21 protein-coding genes are annotated in these 18,815 nt (G+C 35.4%); 3 read left to right on the top strand and 18 right to left on the bottom strand.

What is annotated here, in order from left to right; genetic code table 11:
- Window positions 1-2: 2 nt before the first annotated feature.
- From EKQ44_RS03875 to EKQ44_RS03850, 6 genes are all read right to left on the bottom strand, one after another.
- Window positions 3-383, bottom strand: coding sequence for a GntR family transcriptional regulator (locus EKQ44_RS03875; protein WP_237662239.1), 381 nt, complete (start codon window positions 381-383; stop codon window positions 3-5).
- 143 nt (window positions 384-526) lie between these two features.
- The gene (locus EKQ44_RS03870; protein ID WP_237662238.1) at window positions 527-1,018 is read right to left on the bottom strand and encodes a GyrI-like domain-containing protein; all 492 of its coding nucleotides are present in this window, start codon (window positions 1,016-1,018) and stop codon (window positions 527-529) included.
- A 16-nt stretch (window positions 1,019-1,034) separates the two neighbouring features.
- On the bottom strand, window positions 1,035-1,511 hold the full coding sequence (locus EKQ44_RS03865; RefSeq protein ID WP_237662237.1) for a GyrI-like domain-containing protein: 477 nt from the start codon (window positions 1,509-1,511) through the stop codon (window positions 1,035-1,037).
- An 87-nt stretch (window positions 1,512-1,598) separates the two neighbouring features.
- Window positions 1,599-2,252 (bottom strand): DUF429 domain-containing protein, encoded by a 654-nt coding sequence (locus EKQ44_RS03860; protein ID WP_237662557.1) that lies wholly within the window; start codon window positions 2,250-2,252, stop codon window positions 1,599-1,601.
- Between the two features lie 27 nt (window positions 2,253-2,279).
- Entirely contained in the window at window positions 2,280-3,041 is a 762-nt protein-coding gene (locus EKQ44_RS03855) for an AAA family ATPase (RefSeq protein WP_237662236.1), read from the bottom strand.
- A gap of 18 nt (window positions 3,042-3,059) precedes the next feature.
- Window positions 3,060-4,040, bottom strand: a complete 981-nt coding sequence (locus EKQ44_RS03850) for a phosphotransferase enzyme family protein (protein WP_237662235.1) — start codon at window positions 4,038-4,040, stop codon at window positions 3,060-3,062.
- A gap of 381 nt (window positions 4,041-4,421) precedes the next feature.
- On the opposite strand from EKQ44_RS03850, the gene EKQ44_RS03845 reads away from it, so the two are divergent.
- The gene (locus tag EKQ44_RS03845; protein WP_237662234.1) at window positions 4,422-5,372 is read left to right on the top strand and encodes a tyrosine-type recombinase/integrase; all 951 of its coding nucleotides are present in this window, start codon (window positions 4,422-4,424) and stop codon (window positions 5,370-5,372) included.
- 131 nt (window positions 5,373-5,503) lie between these two features.
- On the opposite strand, the gene EKQ44_RS03840 is transcribed toward EKQ44_RS03845, so the two are convergent.
- Both EKQ44_RS03840 and EKQ44_RS03835 read right to left on the bottom strand, forming a co-directional pair.
- On the bottom strand, window positions 5,504-6,151 hold the full coding sequence (locus tag EKQ44_RS03840; protein ID WP_237662233.1) for a hypothetical protein: 648 nt from the start codon (window positions 6,149-6,151) through the stop codon (window positions 5,504-5,506).
- A 198-nt stretch (window positions 6,152-6,349) separates the two neighbouring features.
- Window positions 6,350-7,444 (bottom strand): hypothetical protein, encoded by a 1,095-nt coding sequence (locus EKQ44_RS03835; protein WP_237662232.1) that lies wholly within the window; start codon window positions 7,442-7,444, stop codon window positions 6,350-6,352.
- A gap of 379 nt (window positions 7,445-7,823) precedes the next feature.
- Here EKQ44_RS03835 and EKQ44_RS03830 point away from each other — a divergent pair, with 379 nt between their 5' ends.
- Window positions 7,824-8,024 carry a hypothetical protein gene (locus EKQ44_RS03830; RefSeq protein ID WP_237662231.1) on the top strand — a complete coding sequence of 67 codons (201 nt, stop codon included), beginning with the start codon at window positions 7,824-7,826 and terminating at the stop codon, window positions 8,022-8,024.
- A 127-nt stretch (window positions 8,025-8,151) separates the two neighbouring features.
- On the opposite strand, the gene EKQ44_RS03825 is transcribed toward EKQ44_RS03830, so the two are convergent.
- The 8 genes from EKQ44_RS03825 to EKQ44_RS03790 all read right to left on the bottom strand — a co-directional run bounded on the left by EKQ44_RS03825 (window position 8,152) and on the right by EKQ44_RS03790 (window position 16,856).
- Window positions 8,152-8,745 carry a hypothetical protein gene (locus tag EKQ44_RS03825; protein WP_237662230.1) on the bottom strand — a complete coding sequence of 198 codons (594 nt, stop codon included), beginning with the start codon at window positions 8,743-8,745 and terminating at the stop codon, window positions 8,152-8,154.
- Between the two features lie 24 nt (window positions 8,746-8,769).
- Window positions 8,770-9,174, bottom strand: a complete 405-nt coding sequence (locus tag EKQ44_RS03820; protein WP_237662229.1) for a hypothetical protein — start codon at window positions 9,172-9,174, stop codon at window positions 8,770-8,772.
- A gap of 76 nt (window positions 9,175-9,250) precedes the next feature.
- Complete coding sequence (locus tag EKQ44_RS03815) at window positions 9,251-9,544, bottom strand: hypothetical protein (RefSeq protein WP_237662228.1); 294 nt, start codon at window positions 9,542-9,544, stop codon at window positions 9,251-9,253.
- 159 nt (window positions 9,545-9,703) lie between these two features.
- Window positions 9,704-9,979 (bottom strand): hypothetical protein, encoded by a 276-nt coding sequence (locus EKQ44_RS03810; RefSeq protein WP_237662227.1) that lies wholly within the window; start codon window positions 9,977-9,979, stop codon window positions 9,704-9,706.
- Window positions 9,980-9,983: 4 nt separating this feature from the next.
- Window positions 9,984-10,175: a hypothetical protein gene (locus EKQ44_RS03805; RefSeq protein ID WP_237662226.1), complete on the bottom strand. Its 192-nt coding sequence runs from the start codon at window positions 10,173-10,175 to the stop codon at window positions 9,984-9,986.
- Between the two features lie 306 nt (window positions 10,176-10,481).
- On the bottom strand, window positions 10,482-15,662 hold the full coding sequence (locus EKQ44_RS03800; RefSeq protein WP_237662225.1) for a phage tail tape measure protein: 5,181 nt from the start codon (window positions 15,660-15,662) through the stop codon (window positions 10,482-10,484).
- Between the two features lie 54 nt (window positions 15,663-15,716).
- Window positions 15,717-15,989: a hypothetical protein gene (locus EKQ44_RS03795; protein WP_237662224.1), complete on the bottom strand. Its 273-nt coding sequence runs from the start codon at window positions 15,987-15,989 to the stop codon at window positions 15,717-15,719.
- Window positions 15,990-16,235: 246 nt separating this feature from the next.
- Window positions 16,236-16,856, bottom strand: a complete 621-nt coding sequence (locus EKQ44_RS03790) for a DUF6710 family protein (protein WP_237662223.1) — start codon at window positions 16,854-16,856, stop codon at window positions 16,236-16,238.
- 86 nt (window positions 16,857-16,942) lie between these two features.
- Here EKQ44_RS03790 and EKQ44_RS03785 point away from each other — a divergent pair, with 86 nt between their 5' ends.
- Entirely contained in the window at window positions 16,943-17,197 is a 255-nt protein-coding gene (locus EKQ44_RS03785; protein WP_237662221.1) for a hypothetical protein, read from the top strand.
- A gap of 144 nt (window positions 17,198-17,341) precedes the next feature.
- Here EKQ44_RS03785 and EKQ44_RS03780 read toward each other — a convergent pair whose 3' ends face one another.
- Together EKQ44_RS03780 and EKQ44_RS03775 are read right to left on the bottom strand one after the other, a co-directional pair.
- The gene (locus EKQ44_RS03780) at window positions 17,342-17,554 is read right to left on the bottom strand and encodes a hypothetical protein (protein WP_237662220.1); all 213 of its coding nucleotides are present in this window, start codon (window positions 17,552-17,554) and stop codon (window positions 17,342-17,344) included.
- Between the two features lie 237 nt (window positions 17,555-17,791).
- A complete protein-coding gene (locus EKQ44_RS03775) occupies window positions 17,792-18,688 on the bottom strand; it encodes a hypothetical protein (RefSeq protein WP_237662219.1) in 897 nt (298 codons plus the stop codon).
- Window positions 18,689-18,815: the final 127 nt, after the last annotated feature.

The raw sequence follows: 18,815 nt of genomic DNA, 5'->3' as shown, positions 1-18,815 counted from the left end.
TATTACTCCCCCTTGCTTTGTTTACTTTCCGTTCTCACCATGTCTAGTAACTCATCCAGCCCTACCTTTAGTTGCTCAGCCTCTAATACCAATTCAGAAACCAGTCTTTTTAATGTATGTTCTCGCCTTTTAGTCAGGATGATAGCTTGTGCTGCTTCTGTAACAAACATGCCGAGCCCCCTCTTCTTATATAAGACTTCATCTTCCACCAATAGCGTAAGACCCTTTGCTGCAGTTGCAGGATTTATATTAAAGATTTCAGCTAATTGATATTGCGAATACACTTTTTGATCCTGTAGAAAATTTCCGTTTAGGATTTCCGTCTCCACCCATTCGGCTATTTGCACATAAATCGGTTTTGTACCATCCGTATTAAGAATCAATGTTACACCTCCATTCAACCATAGTGCATTAGTGTTGTAATGTAGTATATTATAATTACCAAATTAATGCAACGGCTATTTAGATTTTTCATCACAAAAAAAAAAAAAAACGACACCAGCTATTGGCATCGTTTTTTTAATAATTAGGATTTATGTAAAACGGGGATGAAGATTTCAAAATGTGGATCTTCCAAGTCTCTTTCAATTGGATATCTCTCGTGCTTGATTGGAAGATCATCGTAATATTCTATGCCTTTTTCCTTTAGAGGTCGATAGTCACACTCTTTAAACCATTGATAAATTTCCGTATAGGTGGCACCGATATCTTTTCCTTTTGGGTGCGTAACCTTTAAATAGGTCATCTCTGGAACGATGATTTCGACCATTTCAGGCTGTAACTCTTGTTGATCATCCACTTCAAAAACAGAGTAATGAACAAACCCATCAGACCTTAAATGATAAGATAACCCTAATTGTGTTTTAGGATTCTTTACATAAAGAAGTTCATTGACTCTATCACTCATATGTAAGATCACTTCTTTTAGTTTTGGCACTTCCGCATAAGAACCTTCCCACTTTACCCCCATCGCACGATAGGAAGGAATATTCACTATTTCGCCTAGTAGTGTTTTCAAAACAATTCCCCCTCATTTAATCAACTATAGGAATATATAATTCTACAATTTCTTCCTCTACATTATCCTCATAATAGAAAATTTCAATTGGTAAAGCCTTCTCGAAACTTTCATGTTGGTATCCATTATCCTTCATCCAAGAGAAAATTCTTTCATAACCCTTTTCAATCGTTTTATTTGAACAACTTACCTTTGCATAGGTTGTCATGGGAATATCAATACCCATCATCCCGCTAGGAATGGAATCGAATTCCTTCACTTCCACACATGCAAAATAAGTAGCAACAAGGTTGTTGGAAAGATAAGGACTAAAAATCACCTCGGGATCTACCACATTCCTCACTTCGTTTCTTCTAATCTCAAATTCTTTTTGTACATTGATTGCAACATCAGGAAAGGACTGTGGAAAATTTCCTGTCGCACACTGGCCAACCAACTGTAATTTTCTTTGAATCACTTCACACTTAAATGTTGCAATGGAATTTTGAATCATATAAACATCCGCTCCTTTTGGATAAATTCACCATTGTATAATTTCGATATAAAACACAGATTCCCTCTAAAAAATTCAGCATTTGTCTTAACAACAATAATCATACGGATGCAAGGGGTGTATTGCAGTAAAAAACCATTTTGGTTTAAGCGATTTGTCCGCCCAATGCCACGCTGCTAATGCTGCTGCACAAGAATCGATGGAGTGGCTTTCTTTTTCCACACCTGTTGGTAGGCCAATTACATTTTGGTGGTTGAACCAATTCTTAAGATACTCTCGTGAAGAAAGAATTTGCTTATATGTAAGAACGTATTCCATTTCTTTTTCAGATGCCCTCGCCCCCATTGCTGCACCAGGATGTACTTCAACTATATTTATAGGAAATGTCGTCTGTAGTTTTTCTATTTCTCTCGTAAGCTTGATTCCTCTTAACGTTAGATAAACCATTCTAGTGAATGTTGGCGGCATGATAGAACCTGGCTTCATCCCTAAAGAAAGAATAAATTTTCGTAACTCTTTATCACTTGTCCTGTCTCCACCACCATCTTCATAAGATAATGGGGCATCTATTCCGATAACAACCTCATCTATTCTACTTAATTCAATTACTTCGTTCATAATTTTTTCGTCGCTTATGTTTGAAATCATTTTTTGGAAAGTTAAATGATTCTTACTCTTTTGAAATACCGTAAGCACTGTATCTTTATGATTACTTGGACCAGCCAAGTCCAGCCCGATCACTATCAATTCACTACCTCCATATTAAAATTAATTAGTTTGAAACAAGTGATAGAGCATTCGTTCCCTATCATCAAAAAACTGTTTCATGATTGTATAGTGTGATGTCTCTTTCAGGGAGGTCTCAAACATCCCCTCTTCTGTCAATTCAAGAATTTTTGCATCTGGGTAAGCCATGACAATCGGGGAGTGAGTGGAGATAATGAATTGTGATCCATCTTGCACCAGCTCGTTAATTCTGGCAAGCATGGACATCTGTCTCAGAGGAGACAAAGCGGCTTCCGGCTCATCGAGTATATATAAACCCTTTCCTTGAAAACGCTCGACAAATGCAGCAAAAAAAGATTCTCCATGCGATTGTTGATGCAGAGATTTTCCTCCAAAAGAATCAATGATTCTTCTTCCTCCGCCTCCTTCCCGATCCATTTCCTCAATATTGGTTGCAACATTATAGAAGGTCTCCGCCCTAAAGAAAAAGCTATCCATCGGTCTCTCTGCACCCTTTATAACACGTAAATAGTTGTCTAGTTCCGAGTGGGAGTCGTAGCTTGTAAAGTTAAAATTCATCGTGCCTCCCTCAGGATTAAAGCCCAAAGCAATAGCAATCCCCTCAAGTAAGGTGGATTTACCCATCCCATTTTCCCCGATGATATAAGTGACATTAGGATGTAGGGAAAGTGTGTCCAAGTTTTTTATTACCGGCAGGTTGAAAGGGAAGCATTCGAATGTGGGAATAGTTTCTCTCTTTAATGTGATTTCTCTTATGTATTGTGTTTCTTTCTCTAACTTCAACTCTCGCCCTCCTTCTTTTTAATCTATTAAAATAGCCTCTAATTCAAAATAATTTTCTTGCAACCATTTCATTTCTTCTAAAAACCTTATAGGTGGGCCAACGTGCTTATCCATTTCCGCATCTATCCACCATGTGCTTTCCATATACCAAAGCAGCCGAAGTCCTTCTATCAGAAAAGAATCATTACATGTTATTTCTTCTTTGTAACCTCCCATGTAACTGGATACCAATTCAACATTAAAGTAATTATTACTTAAAGCACTGGAAATCACGGCTCTTGCGACATCTAGCTTAGGATAATCATATCTCAGGCGGTCAAAATCCAGGATGGCTGAGACCCTACCTTCGTGAAACAAGATATTATCCAAAAATAAATCTCTATGCGCCCATCCGGTATCCGCCAACCCGAGTTTATTTAAATCCATTTGTTCCGTCAATAGGCGTTGTTTTTTAATAAGAGGCAATAAATCTTTTTTTCCTTTGGAATTGGCCATTTCCTCAACCTTCAACCAATGGGCCGTTCGCTGTTCCAAACTAGGGGGAATGAACTCTGCACTCATCTTTTTTCCTGCTGCATCTTCATTTAGCATGGCATGCATTCTACCAGTGCTTTTGCCAAAATGATACATCTCTTCTCTATTTAGGTTTCCATAAGGTTTTGTCTCTCCTGGACAAAATTCCATAACCATAAATAGTTCTCCTCCATCAGATTGCCATAGGGGAGTCTCCATATCAAAATAAATATTTGGGCAAGGAAAATCTAAATCATTCAACCTTTTTTGCTGTTTTAATGCATATAAAAGATCATCGGGATCATATTTTTTTAACCTCTCTTTATTAAATTGCTTGATTAGATAGGTGCCTTTCTGTGTGGTTACTTTCCATTTCAAATTAAGGTATCCGCGATTAATTGGGGTGATATCAATTATTCGATCCAAAAAATTTGGAGACAATGTTTGCAATATATCACCTATAATAGGATCTTGCGACTTGAACATTTCTCGTTTCACCTGTCTCCGTTAGCATTATTTTCTAATTTGTATAAATAATCGTACCACAAGCGAACAAATGTTTCCACTATTTTAAAGCATCATTTCCTATTGCAATCTTCCATTGCAAAAAGTAAAATGATACTATCCTTTGTATGGGGCTGATTGCAATGCTGGTGCTTGTCTCGGTCTTCAAAACCGCTTGTGGGGCGCTAGTATAAAAATACGTCCTACAACAGGTCATATCAAGGCTAATATTTTCAAAATCAAGATTACTCCTACTCGTATTTTCTTAAGAATTGAACGAATACGTGATAGGACGCTTGTTATAATACGTCTAATCCTACCTCTATCTTTTGATCTCAAAAAATCAAATATGGAGGTTTTTTTATGCAAAGAAAGTTAAGGAGAAACGGAAAAACTAAACATAGTGAACGCCGAACAGCTATCAGCAGAGATATTGCGAATTTAACACTAAAGGAAGTATTTCTGAAGTTTCGTATGCACAAGCGAGCGGAAGGTTTAGCGCCAAGAACTTTAGATGATTACGAGCATCATTTTGGATATTTAATAGATTATCTAGGTAAAGACTTAACTAGAAAGGAAATTAAAACTGATATCTTTCTTGAGTATGTTAACTATATGCAGGATGAAAGGAAATTCTCTGCTCACACCGTTAATTTAAGAATCAGAACTCTAAAAACAATGATGAAATGGGCTTATGAAGAAGGGTTTATATTAGAGGCCATTCACACCAAGTTAAAGGTCATCAAAGCTCCGATTGATAATGTAGAACCACTGGAACCATTTGAAATCAAACAGTTACTAGGCGCGATTGATGATAGTTGGTTTTCGGGGTTCAGGAATAAAGTGATCATTATGGTCCTGTTAGATACCTTATCGAGAGTAGGAGAGTTATTGAAAGTTAAGCGGAAGGATTTAGATTTGAAGAAAGGTGTTATTTCACTTGAAGCATCTAACACTAAATCCAAGAAATTCAGAGTGTTACCATTAAGTTTGAAGACACAAAAGTTACTGAATGAATACCTACAGGAAGTTGAGGACTTCGATAGTGAATATTTATTTCTTACCTATGACGGAAAGCCATATCAAGTTAACTCTTTTCGCACAGAATTGCTTGGTTACGGCCGTAAAGCAGGAATAGAAGATAATGTCCATCCTCACAAATTAAGACATACTCTAAACGGTGGAGATGCTTTCTCCTTGCAAAAGCTTTTGGGCCACTCTACTCTAAATACCACTAGAATATATGTACAAATGGCTAATCAGGATGTTCAGAAACAACATGAGAACTTTTCCCCTCTGAAGAATATATTTTAACGATCAAAAAGCCCCTGCCAGGATGAAAGCGCAGGGGTTAATTATGGAAGTTTTTAATTTTCTCTGATTATTGGTAAATGCTTAAACAACCCTCAATCTTTTTTCAGAAATATTGTTATCAATCTCATTATTCAATTGTCTTCTTGAGTGTTTGCTTCGGGCATAATAATCTGTATTCTTTCAAATTTACCTATAACCTCTGTTGAGAGTTGATTTCGTGATTGGTTATATGTAATGAGCGATCCAGCAGGGTTAGTTGCTAATTGAATGTATTCGTTAGCCAAAGTGTAAAACTCCAAAACTTCATTGTATGCATTTTTATAAGTTTCAGGTGGGTTGTTTAATTCCTTTAAATTAGCCTTGATAGCTTCAGAAGCTGACTCTAATTCTTGAATCTTCCCTGTATCAGAGTAATATTTTGATAAGCTAGCAAGATTTTTATTAAAATCATCAATTAAAATATTTGAACTTCCACCATAACCGCTCATTTCAAAGTATTCTCTAACTTTGTTTTCTTCTATGCCTAACTTAGTTTTCACATCATCTAATGTAACATAAGAATTAATAGAATTATTCCATATAAAAGCATAGGTATTTACCACTTCTTCAGCTTTCGATGAATTTTCAAGTATTTGATTCACAATTAAATCTAAATCTTCCCCATACTTTGATTCTTTTTCTTCATTACTTTCGACTTTTTCATTACTATTAACACCTTGATTTCCACATCCTCCTAATACTAATAATAATAGCAGGACAAACATTAGCACCTTCTTCAATAAATCGCCCCCCCTTTTTGATCAATAAATTCAGAAAATTATCAAGCCATATATTTCCTTTAGGTATTTTTAATATTAACATATATAACCAATTGTTACACTAAAAACCAAAAATTTGTTTCTAATCAGATTTTCATATTAAAGTTACAGATAAAAAATGACCAGCTATATTTAATAGTTGGTCGATTTGTATATTTATTAACTATCGTATTTTATTTTAGAGAGTTTACTTTGTGGATTAGTGATATCCCCTTTCTTATACTCTGAATATTCGGGATGCGAGACTCTATCCCACCAAATCAGAATTTTATATTCTTCAGGTAAATTATCATCGATTGTCTTAACTAAGTTTGTGCATACAGTTAGAGTATCGATAACTTCATCTACATTTATTGTTAGTAATGGTAGTAATTCAGGTGAATTTGATGTGCTCCTAAAAGCTGAAGGATGGATAAACCTATTCCGCATTTCGTTTTTAACTTTGTAGCTTTTTATTAATTTTTCAAGAGCATTATTTTTTCCATTTATGAATTCTGGAAGAACTAACCTTTTAATAATTTCATCATCTTCTACTTTTTGCAATTTTAAAATGGATTGAGCCTTCTCTGTTTGTGCTTGGTAATTCTGTTGCTTTAAATTATAAAAGAGAAAATAAAGGTATGATTCAACAAAAGTAACTGACGATACCCATAATGTCCGGGATAATGTATCAATTTCATACTTCAGCCTTCTGTTTTCGATTTTATTTCGTCTTTCAATTAATGGTATTCTTTCATCTCCATTAACAGCTATATTGTATTCTTCCATTTTATCTAATAAAATATTCCAAATATTCACTAGATCAGCATAAGTGAAAAACTCTGGAACTGTAATGGTCATTCCATTAATAAAATCAACATCAATCCAATGGTGAGATTGAATGTTTGGGTGTGATGCCCTAAACACTTTCTTCACATCAAAAAATTCTTCAGCTTCACTAACGTTTATAAGACAAGTTCCTTCCTTTTTAGTAATAGATACTATTTCTCTGAAGTAATTAATAATTTTATCGATTGTTCCATAATCAGTATGATTATGAAAATTACTTTTTTCTAAGCTTTCTTCAACCAGATTTTTAAACTTTATTAATATTTCTGTATTATTAAAGTCTTTTGGATTTTCCTTAATACTATGTACATAGCTATAATTTTCTTCTTGTCCCCTTGTTAGGTTCCTCCCAAAACAATACTGAATAAAGACCGCTGTCAAGGCATATTTGTAGCATTTTTTGGGTGTACCACTTAATTTTTTCATTGTTTTTCCACTTAATAAAAATTCTAATTCAATAAGTTTTTCCTTAATAATTTCAGGTCAACTCCGTTTCAATATTCTTTTCTTAATTTCCTGGCCTATTTCGCATTGAACTATTTGGATATATTGTAAGTACACTTAATTTCTTTAATCCTTATAATTCCCAGTCTAATAGTACTTTCGGAAGAATGCGCATTTTATTAATAGGTATATTTTAACATGCTGACTTAATAACAAGTGTAATTACTTCTTTATTATTTTACTTTTTTAAATTATCACTTGTCCTTATCACCAGATTGGAAAAAAAATCACCTTTAAAATTAATATTGCAAGTTATAAACCTTATTTTATACTATGAATTTATTAGAAAGGAGGAAATTTGTTGGGTAGAAATAAATTTACACATGAAAATTATGAATGCGAATTCGTTGGAGAAGGAGAAGAAGATTTGAAGGTAATTGTTAAAAGGCAGTTTGTAAGATGGCTTAATGAAAGGCATTCTTTCCCTGTAATAGGAATAAAAGAAGACATTATTACTGATCACTTTAGAAAAAGCTATCATAATAGTAAGAAAAAAACTTGATCCTAGTATTACGGGACCAAGCAAAATTTATATTAATTGGGGATCAGAAGCATTGTTAGAAAGTAAGCGAGAGAAAGGAGGTCCGTCACTTCCTTTCATTATGGTTTTTAGCTTCTGATCACCACGTTTAAACTATAGTGCTATATATTTTAATTTCTGGATATTCTCCTTCTTTTATAGCTATGTTTGTTTTCTTTATATCCTCTTCATACTTTTGAAGTATCTCTGATAATTCAGCTTTTGAAATATTGAACTTAACCTCACTTAAGTTACCTTTTGAGTTCGAGAAGTATATTACCGGTTGTAAAGAATCTATCTTCAAACTCTTCTCTCTTTTAACGTAGTAAATGAACTTTTGGATAACAGCTTTTTCAGATTCTTCCAATTCTTTACCGTAATGGTCAAGATCGTACAAGTTCAATTTACCTTGTTTCTCCTTTACCTGGATGTTCAATGACTCTAACTCACAGAAAAGTTCTTCTTTCATTTTGCGATCTTTAACAAACCCTCTAATGTTAGAAACTCTCAAGCCGATTTCATTTAGAAACCAATATAAGTTTTTATTCATATCTGTTGCAAAATCTAGGTTTTCCCACTTACCTTTATAGTCTGACTCATGTTTCTTCATCCAGTTTGCAATGCCCTTAGCAATGTTTTTGACCGGAATTCTGTTTCCGTGATTAAAGTTGTGTTCCAAATACTCACAATACAATTTTTTCATTTCTCTATCATCTCCTTATTATTTTTATAAACCTTTTAAATAACCGTTTATTCGTTTGAAATCTTCATATTTTTCGGTTGGTGAAATATAACCTTCACCTAATAATTTTTTCATGCCTTCGCGATGTTCTTGTTTTTCACTTCTGATTTTGTTTAAACTTTTACCAAAAGAATCAATTCCTTCTAAAAAGCTCTCGGAGCCCCGTTTTTTTCTTTTGATGACGTCTTGATCCGATGTAGGTCTTGAAGCTGTTTCTTCCTCAACCTCCAGACCTTCTAACCAGTTTCCTTCTCTTACAGGTCCCATTGTTTGAGATTGACTGTACATGCGCTCTTGCTCTTTTTTAGCTATTGTAGCTTTAGCTTTTGCGGTAATTTCAGATATTGTGTACTTTTTGTAGGTTCCTTGATTACCTAATTCAAAGTTCATTGTCTTACACCACCTTTCAAGTTTCAGTCGCCTTTTGCCAGGAAAGGAGTATGGGGCGATCATTACAATCTTCTCTCTACTGGATAGGCTTTTTGTAAGCATTTCTAGCTAATCTTTTATTTATTTCAAAAACGTAATAATTATCCAACTTACTTTTATCTATATAAATATCATAGAGTTTTAAAGCATCCCTAAACCTTTGCTCTTTTGAATATTGAAAAAATGATTGCCTTGATAAACCAAATTTTTTCCTTAATTCAGAGGTAGTTATATCCTGATCATTCATTACCTTTTGGAAAACAACTTCTTTTGCTACATTTCTTACGAATTTTTCTCTATTGCGCTCACATTTCTTGTATTTAAATAACACTAGTAAACATCCTTTCTCTATTAAAGAAGGATATATAATGCGAAGATGAATGTTATTAATCCTTCAATTTTATCGAATTTACTTTCGTATTTTGAAATAACTTCATGCCCTCTCATTGGCTCATTCAACCCCTCTCATTGGATTGTGAATTGTTAGTATTTATTCGTTTAGCTTATTGATCTTAGCTCTTGTTACTGAATCAACAAACTTATATTTACTCGTTAAGATTCGAGCATCTATCTTAACTGAACCATCTTCGAACTCATTAACGACATCCTTTACACTACTCTCTAGCTCCTGATCGTATTTTATTTGATATGTAACAACAATCTTACCGTCTACTTTTTTAGCCTTAACTAAGCCTAACTCAACCCCGGGAATAATTGATAAAATGCTAGCAACAAGCGCCTTTTCCTTGCTGATAAGGTTTTTCATGTATCTAACCTTCCTTCTTTACCTCGATATATGTGTTAAATGGTTTTGCTATTTTCATTACTCTTTCCGCATATTTCTTATCGAATCTAACTTCATAAATAGATACACCTTCCAAATGGTGAGTTACTAATTCTGATTCAGGTACATTTTTATTTACGGCTAAACATAAGGTTCTGTGGCTTGATAACATATACATAGGATTTATTCTCCTTTAATTTATTTACGGTCTTTGTAACGAAAAAATATGAGGAACCTTAACGATGATTCCTCAACCATAAGAGATGAATGAAAATGAAAAAGAGTAGGAACCTGATTTTAAGGAGGTCAGGTCCCAATATGAATTTTGAACAAGCTGTGGTAGACGAAAGCACTTTATTGCTGTGTGCTTCTATATAACACAATACGGTCAAACAAGATTTTTTTCTCAACATTTATTTACACCCTTTTATACTTTTATAAATAAGAAAAAGAAGGCTCAAATGAACCTTCCTTCCAGATAACTTTACGATTGACTTCTACCTTCTTCTTCATCGATCATTTCTTTAATTATCCTTGCGAACTCTCTCATTTCACTTTCAGTAGCTAATACAACTCCTGCATTAACATTGTAATGGACTTCTCTATTTACACTTCCATTTGATTCATATGTTCTAGTATGACCTACAGAAGCATTACTGTTGTTTACGATAGCTGTCCCTGGATTTACTTCCGTGTTAATATCAGGGTTGTAAGCTTGTACAGCTTTGGCAAGTTGCTCGATGATCGGAGCCATGACAGTAGGCACTCCACCCTCTGAAGTTGCAAGGTCTTGTACAGACTCCATTTCCTTTCTAATCTGTGAGTATGTGTTCATGATCAGTTGGCCTTGATCGGTGATCATTCTAGCGTTACCTTCAGCATCACGGACCACATTACCCCAAACGTCAGTGAATTCTCGCTTGCTCTCTGCCTTCTTGATTTCCTCCTGAAGCTTCTTGTACTCTTCAGAAAGTCCTTCTAGCTCTGTCTTGTTGTCAGCAAGAGTTTTGTTACCGTTTTCTACAGCGTATTGAAGCTCGTTGTATTCGGCGGTGATATCAGCAAGGCGATCTTTCAAGGATTGTTGAGCTTCGTTAATGAGTGATTGATCATTTATACCGCGAGATTTAAAGTCCTTCTCGATAGCGTCCATTTTCTCTTGGAGTTGAGCCCTGTATCCGGCAAGTTCGTTCATTCTAGGTTGCAGGTGCGTACTCTCTAAGCGATATTGGATCAAAGCAGACTCTTCGGCTCTCTGCTCGATTTTACGCTTCAACTCGTCAGCCTGGGCCTTCATAGAATCTTCAGGACTAACTTCTTCAGCTACCCCAAGACCGGAAAGCATCTTGGATGTGTAAGCAGATACATAATTATCTTTCTTTTCTGTTACCTTTCTGTTGTCAATTTGATTACTAATATCAAGCATCGCCTTAACACTTGCGCTTCCTTCCTTGACGCCTTTGTTAAAGTTAGTCAGCCATTCATTAGTTTTGTCGTTGATTTCACTCAAGGCATTTTGTCCAATGTCCTCCATGATCTTCTGCATAGCTTTTGCTTTATCAGCAGAACTCATAAACAGGTTAGCTTTATCGAAAATCTCTTTAGCTTCATTGGCGTTCGTGAATTTGCTCAACTCTTCAGAAACCATTTTATTGTATTCGTACTTTTGGCCGGACATCTCGTAAGCATTTCTGTATTTATCTGAAGTCATTGCCCTTACTCGATAATCAGAATTACGAATCCCGGTCGCATTAGCATGATCTACAATGCTGTTCCCTGTGGTGATATACTTTTCAGCTTCCTCTTTGTTCTTGAAATAAGGAGCTGAAGAACTCGATCCACTCGAACCTGGAATCTTAATTGTTTGGCCTTCGAAAATCCTATCCGAATTGTTGATAGATGGATTCATTCTCATTAATTCAGAAACGCTAGTTTTGAACTTTACAGCAAGCTCCGATAAAGTGTCGCCCCATTTGATCTTGTAATTAGAAGTCGGTCTACCCATACCGGTGTAAACGTCATTTCCGTTATTCGTATTCAAGAAGTCAAATAGATTCTTCTGTTGGCTTTGGTTGATAACCATTTCACCAACTTGCAATCGAGCGTCAACCTCATTAGCTTTCTTACCTTTGGATACGATACCGCCATTATGATAATAAGAACTAGGGTTAATAGCGACTCCATCACGACGCACTTCAAAGTGAAGATGCGATCCGGTGGACATCCCTGTTGATCCCATAGAAGCAATTTGGGAACCTGCCGGAACAAATTGACCTGTAGATACATGATTTGAGCTATTGTGCGCGTAACGGTACTCAAGGCCGTTTGCGCCCTGAACGACTACCGTATTACCATAGTCACCCAACCATCCGGAATACGTCACCATGCCCCCTTGACGAGCTCTGATAGGTGTCCCGATTGGTCCTGCCAGGTCCATGCCTGAATGGAAGCTAGTTTTACCTGTGATCGGATGTTGGCGAGGTCCGAATCCGGAAGTGAACGCTAAACCTCCATAACCACTACCTGAAATATTACCTCCACCCACAGACATTACAGCATCCTTCATTTTGTCACCGTTTAACTTACCACCGGCTCCGAAAAGACCACCGAACATTGCTTTGATACTCAAGCTAGCAATACCTTTAATTGGATTCTTGAAGACCTCTCTAAGATCAGACCAACCAAGATTTACGTCCTTAATCTTACCCAAAATAGTTTCGAGAGCTGAAGTTGTTCCGTCTTTGGAAGTTGCTGTCGTACTTTCGACCTTTCCGTTAGCTTCTTCAGCATCACTAGCCATATCATGAAAACCTGCCCCAAGAATAGAAGCCGAATCCAATTCCTTTTGAAGATTTTCAGTAACCTTCTTTTGTGCTTCTTGTGTGGCATTGGCTTTCTCGCTCGCTGATTTCGAAGAATCATCCGAAGATTTCTTGTTCGCTTTAGCTGTTTCTTCGGCTTTTTTCGCTTCGCTTGCTAAGTAATCTTCTAACCTAGAATGAGTCCAACCCATCTGTTCTTCGTAATCCTTCATATCATTTAATTTATCTATATTCGCTTGAATTTTTGATCTTGTTTGTTCTCTCTCATTCTTATGAGTGTTTATTGTTGTTAAATCCTGTTGAACTCTTTTAAGCTCTTCATTTGTAGCTGTTCCATCAGCAACCTTTTTAGCTATTTCTTCAACCTTCCCCATCATTTCTAGCTCTTTATCAATAACTTCAGGACGTTTTTTATATTCTTCTGTACTTTTCCCAACATGTTCTGCAAGACTCGCATACGATGATTCTAAAATAGCGTTTTGTCCAGGAGTTAAGTTATTCACTCCTTGAAGTATCTCGACAATTGCTCTATGTTTTTTTAAGCCTTCCAAATACTTATTTGTAAAACCTAAAGCATTTTCCATTGAAGAAGCTGTATCATCAATAGCTTCTGAAAGATCATAATAAGCATCTACCGCGGGAAGCATCGCATCTTCCCTTTGTCTTCGTAATGCTTCCTCTGCATTTTCTACGGCTTGCGTAAAATCAATCTTCTTATCTTTCGCATCTTCCATAGCATCCGCTATTGAAACACCTTTCTCTATGGTTAGTCCCATTGCTCGAAGCATAGATTCTTGGCTATCACTCAAAATATCCATAACATCATTTGTTTTCATATATTCTTCTTTGAGTTCTTCTTGAGAAAGTGTTAAGTTTTTGACACTTACGCCAATAATGCTATTTGATCTGTTTTGAGTCTGAACTTTTTTAGCATTTTCTTCAACAGCTTTATTCAATCGTTCTTGAATGCCACTCAATTCCTCTAATTGATCCTTATAGCTACTAATCTGGAAATCATCCACAGTACCCTGTTTGATCGCTTCTAGAAATGACTCAAAGGTATCTTGACCGTCTTTAGTTGCTCTAGTGAACTCTTCCTGTTGTTGCTTAACCTGTTTTAAGTGTCCTACGAGAGCCACAACGCCTGAAATAGCTCCAACAACCCAAAATAGAGGATTAGTTAGAGTAGCTAAAGCCATTGCCTTAAGTCCCATCGTCAATCGTCCTACAGCCATTGAAAGGGTTGTCGCTGTAGTTGTACTCATGCCCATAGATAAAGCAAGTTGTTGCGTTCTTGTAGAAGCTAAACCTATAGAAGCTTTAGCTAAATTAGCATTATTTGATAATTGATTGAAATTATATGATACAGCTAAGAGTATTCCTGCTAAACCACCTAATACCCAAGTATAACTACCAAACATTTCAAACAATCCTGTTACTCCGCTAAGTAAAGCTGTTGCGCTTATTAAAATGGCTCCAAATGCTTCTTTAAGCCCACTATCCTTCATAACACCTGCCATATCAGTAAACGCTGTTTTTACTCCGTTTATTTTTGCTTGAAGTGATTCCATATATCTTGCGTTTTCTTCCATCGCTGAACCCCAGGAACTATTTGCTTTATCAGTAGCTTCCAGCGCCCTATCGTAGTTTTTCATTAATCCTAAAAACCTTGATAACTGATAGCGCCCGGCAACTTGTACAGCAATATTTTGTTGTTGAACATTTGATAAATTGTCCCAACTACCATGTAACTCATTTAGTATGTCTGAAACATCTCTTGCTTCACCTGTAATAGGATTGAAAACATCTACTCCAACCCTCTTAAGAGAGTCAATTGCCCCTGGAATTGTTGTTAAGTGTGAATACACAGTTTTTAATGAATTTCCTACTATAGAGCCACTTTCGCGAGTTGCTTCAGTTATTGCAGTAATATAACCTGCATTTTCTGACATACTTACTCCGAAAGCATTTGCTACTCCTGTAGATTTTTTAAATGCCGTCGTAAGATCATCAACATTTATTCCAAAGTTATTAGTGTCTTCGTTCATCGCATCAACGAACGATCCGATCTCATTTTCAGATTTCTTGTAAACAGTCATCAGTGAAGAGATTGTTGATTCAGCTTGTTTCAAATCAATATCACCAACATTTGCTAACAAGGAAGTTGCTTCTACTAATTTCCGTATTTTTGATTCATCAAAACCTTGTTGAGCAAAACTAATTGCTACTTCATTAACTTCTGTTAGAGTTCGACCGAATTCCTTTGCAGAATTGGACATGTCCCCCATCATAGCGCTGAAATTAGTCTTAGGGTCCATAACTTTCTGTAAATCAATTAATTGAGAGTCTAATTCTACAACGGTACTTATTAGAGCTCTGATTCCCCTTGCAGTACCATAAATACCTGTTGCAGAAATGGACCATGCTAACATTCTTTCTCCTGCAATGCCTACAGAGTCACCAAAAGAGATAGCATATTTGTTTAATCCCTTCATGGAATTCCTAGCGCCAATAATTCTATTGTCCACTCTACTAAATGAATTTGCAGAACGATCGATGACTCTAGCATCAAAACCTCTATTTACAGCCCTTTGGAAGTTTTGAACACTTTTTGTTGCTTCCCTGTTTTTTTGAGTAATATGATCCATTGATTGTGTATAGCGCTTTTGTGAATCTTCAATCGTTCTAATAGAGTTGGATAAATTATTGAAGCTACCTGAAATGGAATTAATTCTGTTTGCTAATTGATTTGCTCTCGTTTCTACCTTTTTAAACGCATTCATTAGCTTATTCAACTCGCGATCATCGACTCCAAAGCTAATGTTAATTCTTCTTCCTTCCATTCTTTTCTCTCCTTTCTAAAATTGCGGTACAGAACATCGCCAAACAGACAATTTTTATTTATTTATTACTTCAATCTCTAGTTCTTCCTCTTGAACATGCCAATCAAAGTAAATAACCTTACCACGCTTTATTGATCTGATCCCTATTTTTTCTAAAGCATACTTAATATCTTCATCCCTGGTATGGATAGAAAGAGCTGGCTTTGAAATACTCATTTTTTCGGCTAAATTTGTTAATGAGATAGCTTCTTGGTAAATGATTTTGTGTCCGATCGAGTTAAAAGAAATTGCATCTATAATTTCCTTTCTGCTACGTCTTTTGTTCATCGCTTTTTCTCCTTTCTTTTTTCCTTCTCTAAACATTAGTACCGTTTTAGACTCACAAAAGCGCAACTACTTACAACCTTTGATATATCAGTGTTTTTGAGTTTATTGATTGTTTAATAAAAACAAAAAAGCACCCTGATAAAAGGCGCTTAATGTTTAGAACTAATATGATATAGAGTGTTTTGTCATTAGCCTCCCAATTTCAAAAATTGCGGCCAATTCCACGTTATCTACTTCTGAAATAATCTATTGATCAAATTTCCTAATATAGTGTCTTCCGTCGCACGTAACATAGTTATATATATTACTGATATCGTAAATATCACTTGTTGAAATTGTTCCTTTCCCTTGTAAAATTCCAACAGAGATAGAATGATTACCTCCCCAAACCCAATATAAACCAAGCGGAAGCCATAACTGTAGTTTATGGTTTAACTTATCTTGCTTCCAATCACCATATGGCCGATCCGGTCCAATATTCAACAAAACATTAGATAGTCGCTCTCTTTTCCACGCCCAGGGTATAACTGTATCTTTATTCAGTGAGGCGTACCTAGTCTCTTTCTTCTTCGTAATAAGATCATAAAATTTTTCTCCTTCCAATGAGAAAATTTGATTACTTTCAAACATTTTTGGTGGTACAAAGGAAGATAAATCTGATTCATCCTTCACTTTTAATAATCTCACCATATAATCCGATCGTATCTTGTTTCCGAGAATATGAATAACTTCATGTATTGGATGCTTTCCTGGATTTCTTTCCTGACTAGTTTCAATGATTGTTTTTGCAAATGATAATATATTTTGGAACTCTTCTTGTTGTTTATCACTAATCTTTTTACTTTTTACCTTTGTTTTAAAGAACATTTAATTTCCTCACCTTCAATAGGAATAGATACTTAATAACTACTAATAACTAAGTACAAATATTACAATTCCATTTGGAGGTAACCATGTTAGTAGAATTTTTAGATAGAGGAAATAAGGAAATATTGTCAAGGGTAGAATTTAGAGATATTACCCCTGTGCTCTTAATGGTAAGGGATAGAGCTGAAATTAACTTATTCTTCGGGAATGATGATGAAATAGGTATTTACGGAAGACTATGTGATTACGAATACACAATAAGGGATACAGGGGATTCCTTTGAAGAATCTGTACAAGTTTTAGTAGACTGTACATCTAATCGTTCACAAACACGATCCTAGCTTTCGAACGGTCAATTGCAACCTTCACATAATTATTTGTTTTCAAATGCCTCATCCAGGTAAAAGGGAGGGGGGCATGTAGGTAATAAATTCTCTGCTACACAAGTCCCCTTCAACCTTCTATTGGTTAAGGCTATTGGAAAGCTAGTTATCCGATAACTTTTTCTTATTACGTCTAACTTGTTCAATAATAGTTTCAAATAGGAACCTAGCTTGGTTAACATTAAACAATAACTCACTGGTCAGATTATAAACATTTGCTTCATCTTCTTTTCGGATAGTTTTAATCTCTAGACTTTCAAGAAATCGTTTAATCATTTCATCTTTAATGTAAACTTCATTGTCTTTAATTTGCATCTTCACTTCTCCTTTTGTTGATTAGTTAGTTTATACAAGACCACAGTCAATACGGCATATTAATCCTGAACTTTCAGCGTTTTAATTTTTAGGAACATTAACTTTCTGAACATTATTAATGAATATGAATAAATCTAAGGTCATAAAGTGACTTGATCCCTTGATACTAAAGGAACCAAGACACTTTTCCATACTGCGAGTCAGATCAATTTTTGATGCAAAAAACTGCGAGTCAGATCAATTTTTACTCTTAACCTTAAAGAATGGGGAAACTTCTGCAACAATATTTTCTTGGATTTTTGCATAGTTACCACGAAAGAAAACATTGGGATTTAACATAAATTTATTAGGCTCCCTACCTACTTTAACTTTTGCGATAATGTATTCTCCATTGATGACAATTTGATATAACTTCCTGGACAAATGGGAAGCCGTAACTCCTAATGATTCAGCCAGGTCCTTTTGTTTCAAGAATTCCAATTTATTTAAGTCCGTTTCATTAGGATTTTTAACCAATGCCATAGTCTTGAAGTTGACAAATTTCTGCAACTTAAAAATCATCGCTAATTCTTCGGGTTTAGAGGTGTTTAATCCGACTTTCATTTCTTTCGTTACAATAGACACAACATTCATACCATTAAACGCTCCTTTGAACATGAATTTTTTATTAATTGAGTATGTTTTTACGTTTTTGTCATAGGTTAAAATCCCTGCCTTCAAAGTGACGTCTTTAAAGTCATAGAAAGTCCTTTCAGGGATTCTAAGTATCTTTTGGATTTCAATTGATTTCAAAGGAGTTTTATCTTTTTGACTATGGATCAACTTTCCTTCGTAATTGATATAACATTGAAGAATCATAAGATAACCAATTTGTGCGTTGGTCAGATTCTCGCTAATATAATCGATCTCGTCCATATTGGTGTTGGTGAATTTGTTTTGTTTCTTGTTGCTGTTTATTCTTGCATATTTCTGTTTCCGCTCAATATCTAACTCGCTCTCAAATCTAAAACGTTCACCCGTCTCTGGATTTATCCCTTTGTTTGGACTTCCCTTTAAAGGAACAATTGATTTTGGTGAAACAGATTTAGTTTTATAGGAAAGCAAACTCTTCTTCATCTCATCGTATTGCTTCACTGTTATATTCCTTTCTTGTGACTGATATATCTATCCGATCCGTCCCTTGTTTGATAAACCCTTGTTAGTTCCGTTCCGTAAGAAATGCATGAGAAAATTAAAAAGAAGGAACCTATTATGGCAAGAA

This window comes from Sutcliffiella horikoshii, from assembly GCF_021991925.1.
Classification (GTDB): Bacteria; Bacillota; Bacilli; order Bacillales; family Bacillaceae_I; genus Sutcliffiella_A; species Sutcliffiella_A horikoshii_F.
This window is presented reverse-complemented; position numbering and strand designations above follow the sequence as displayed.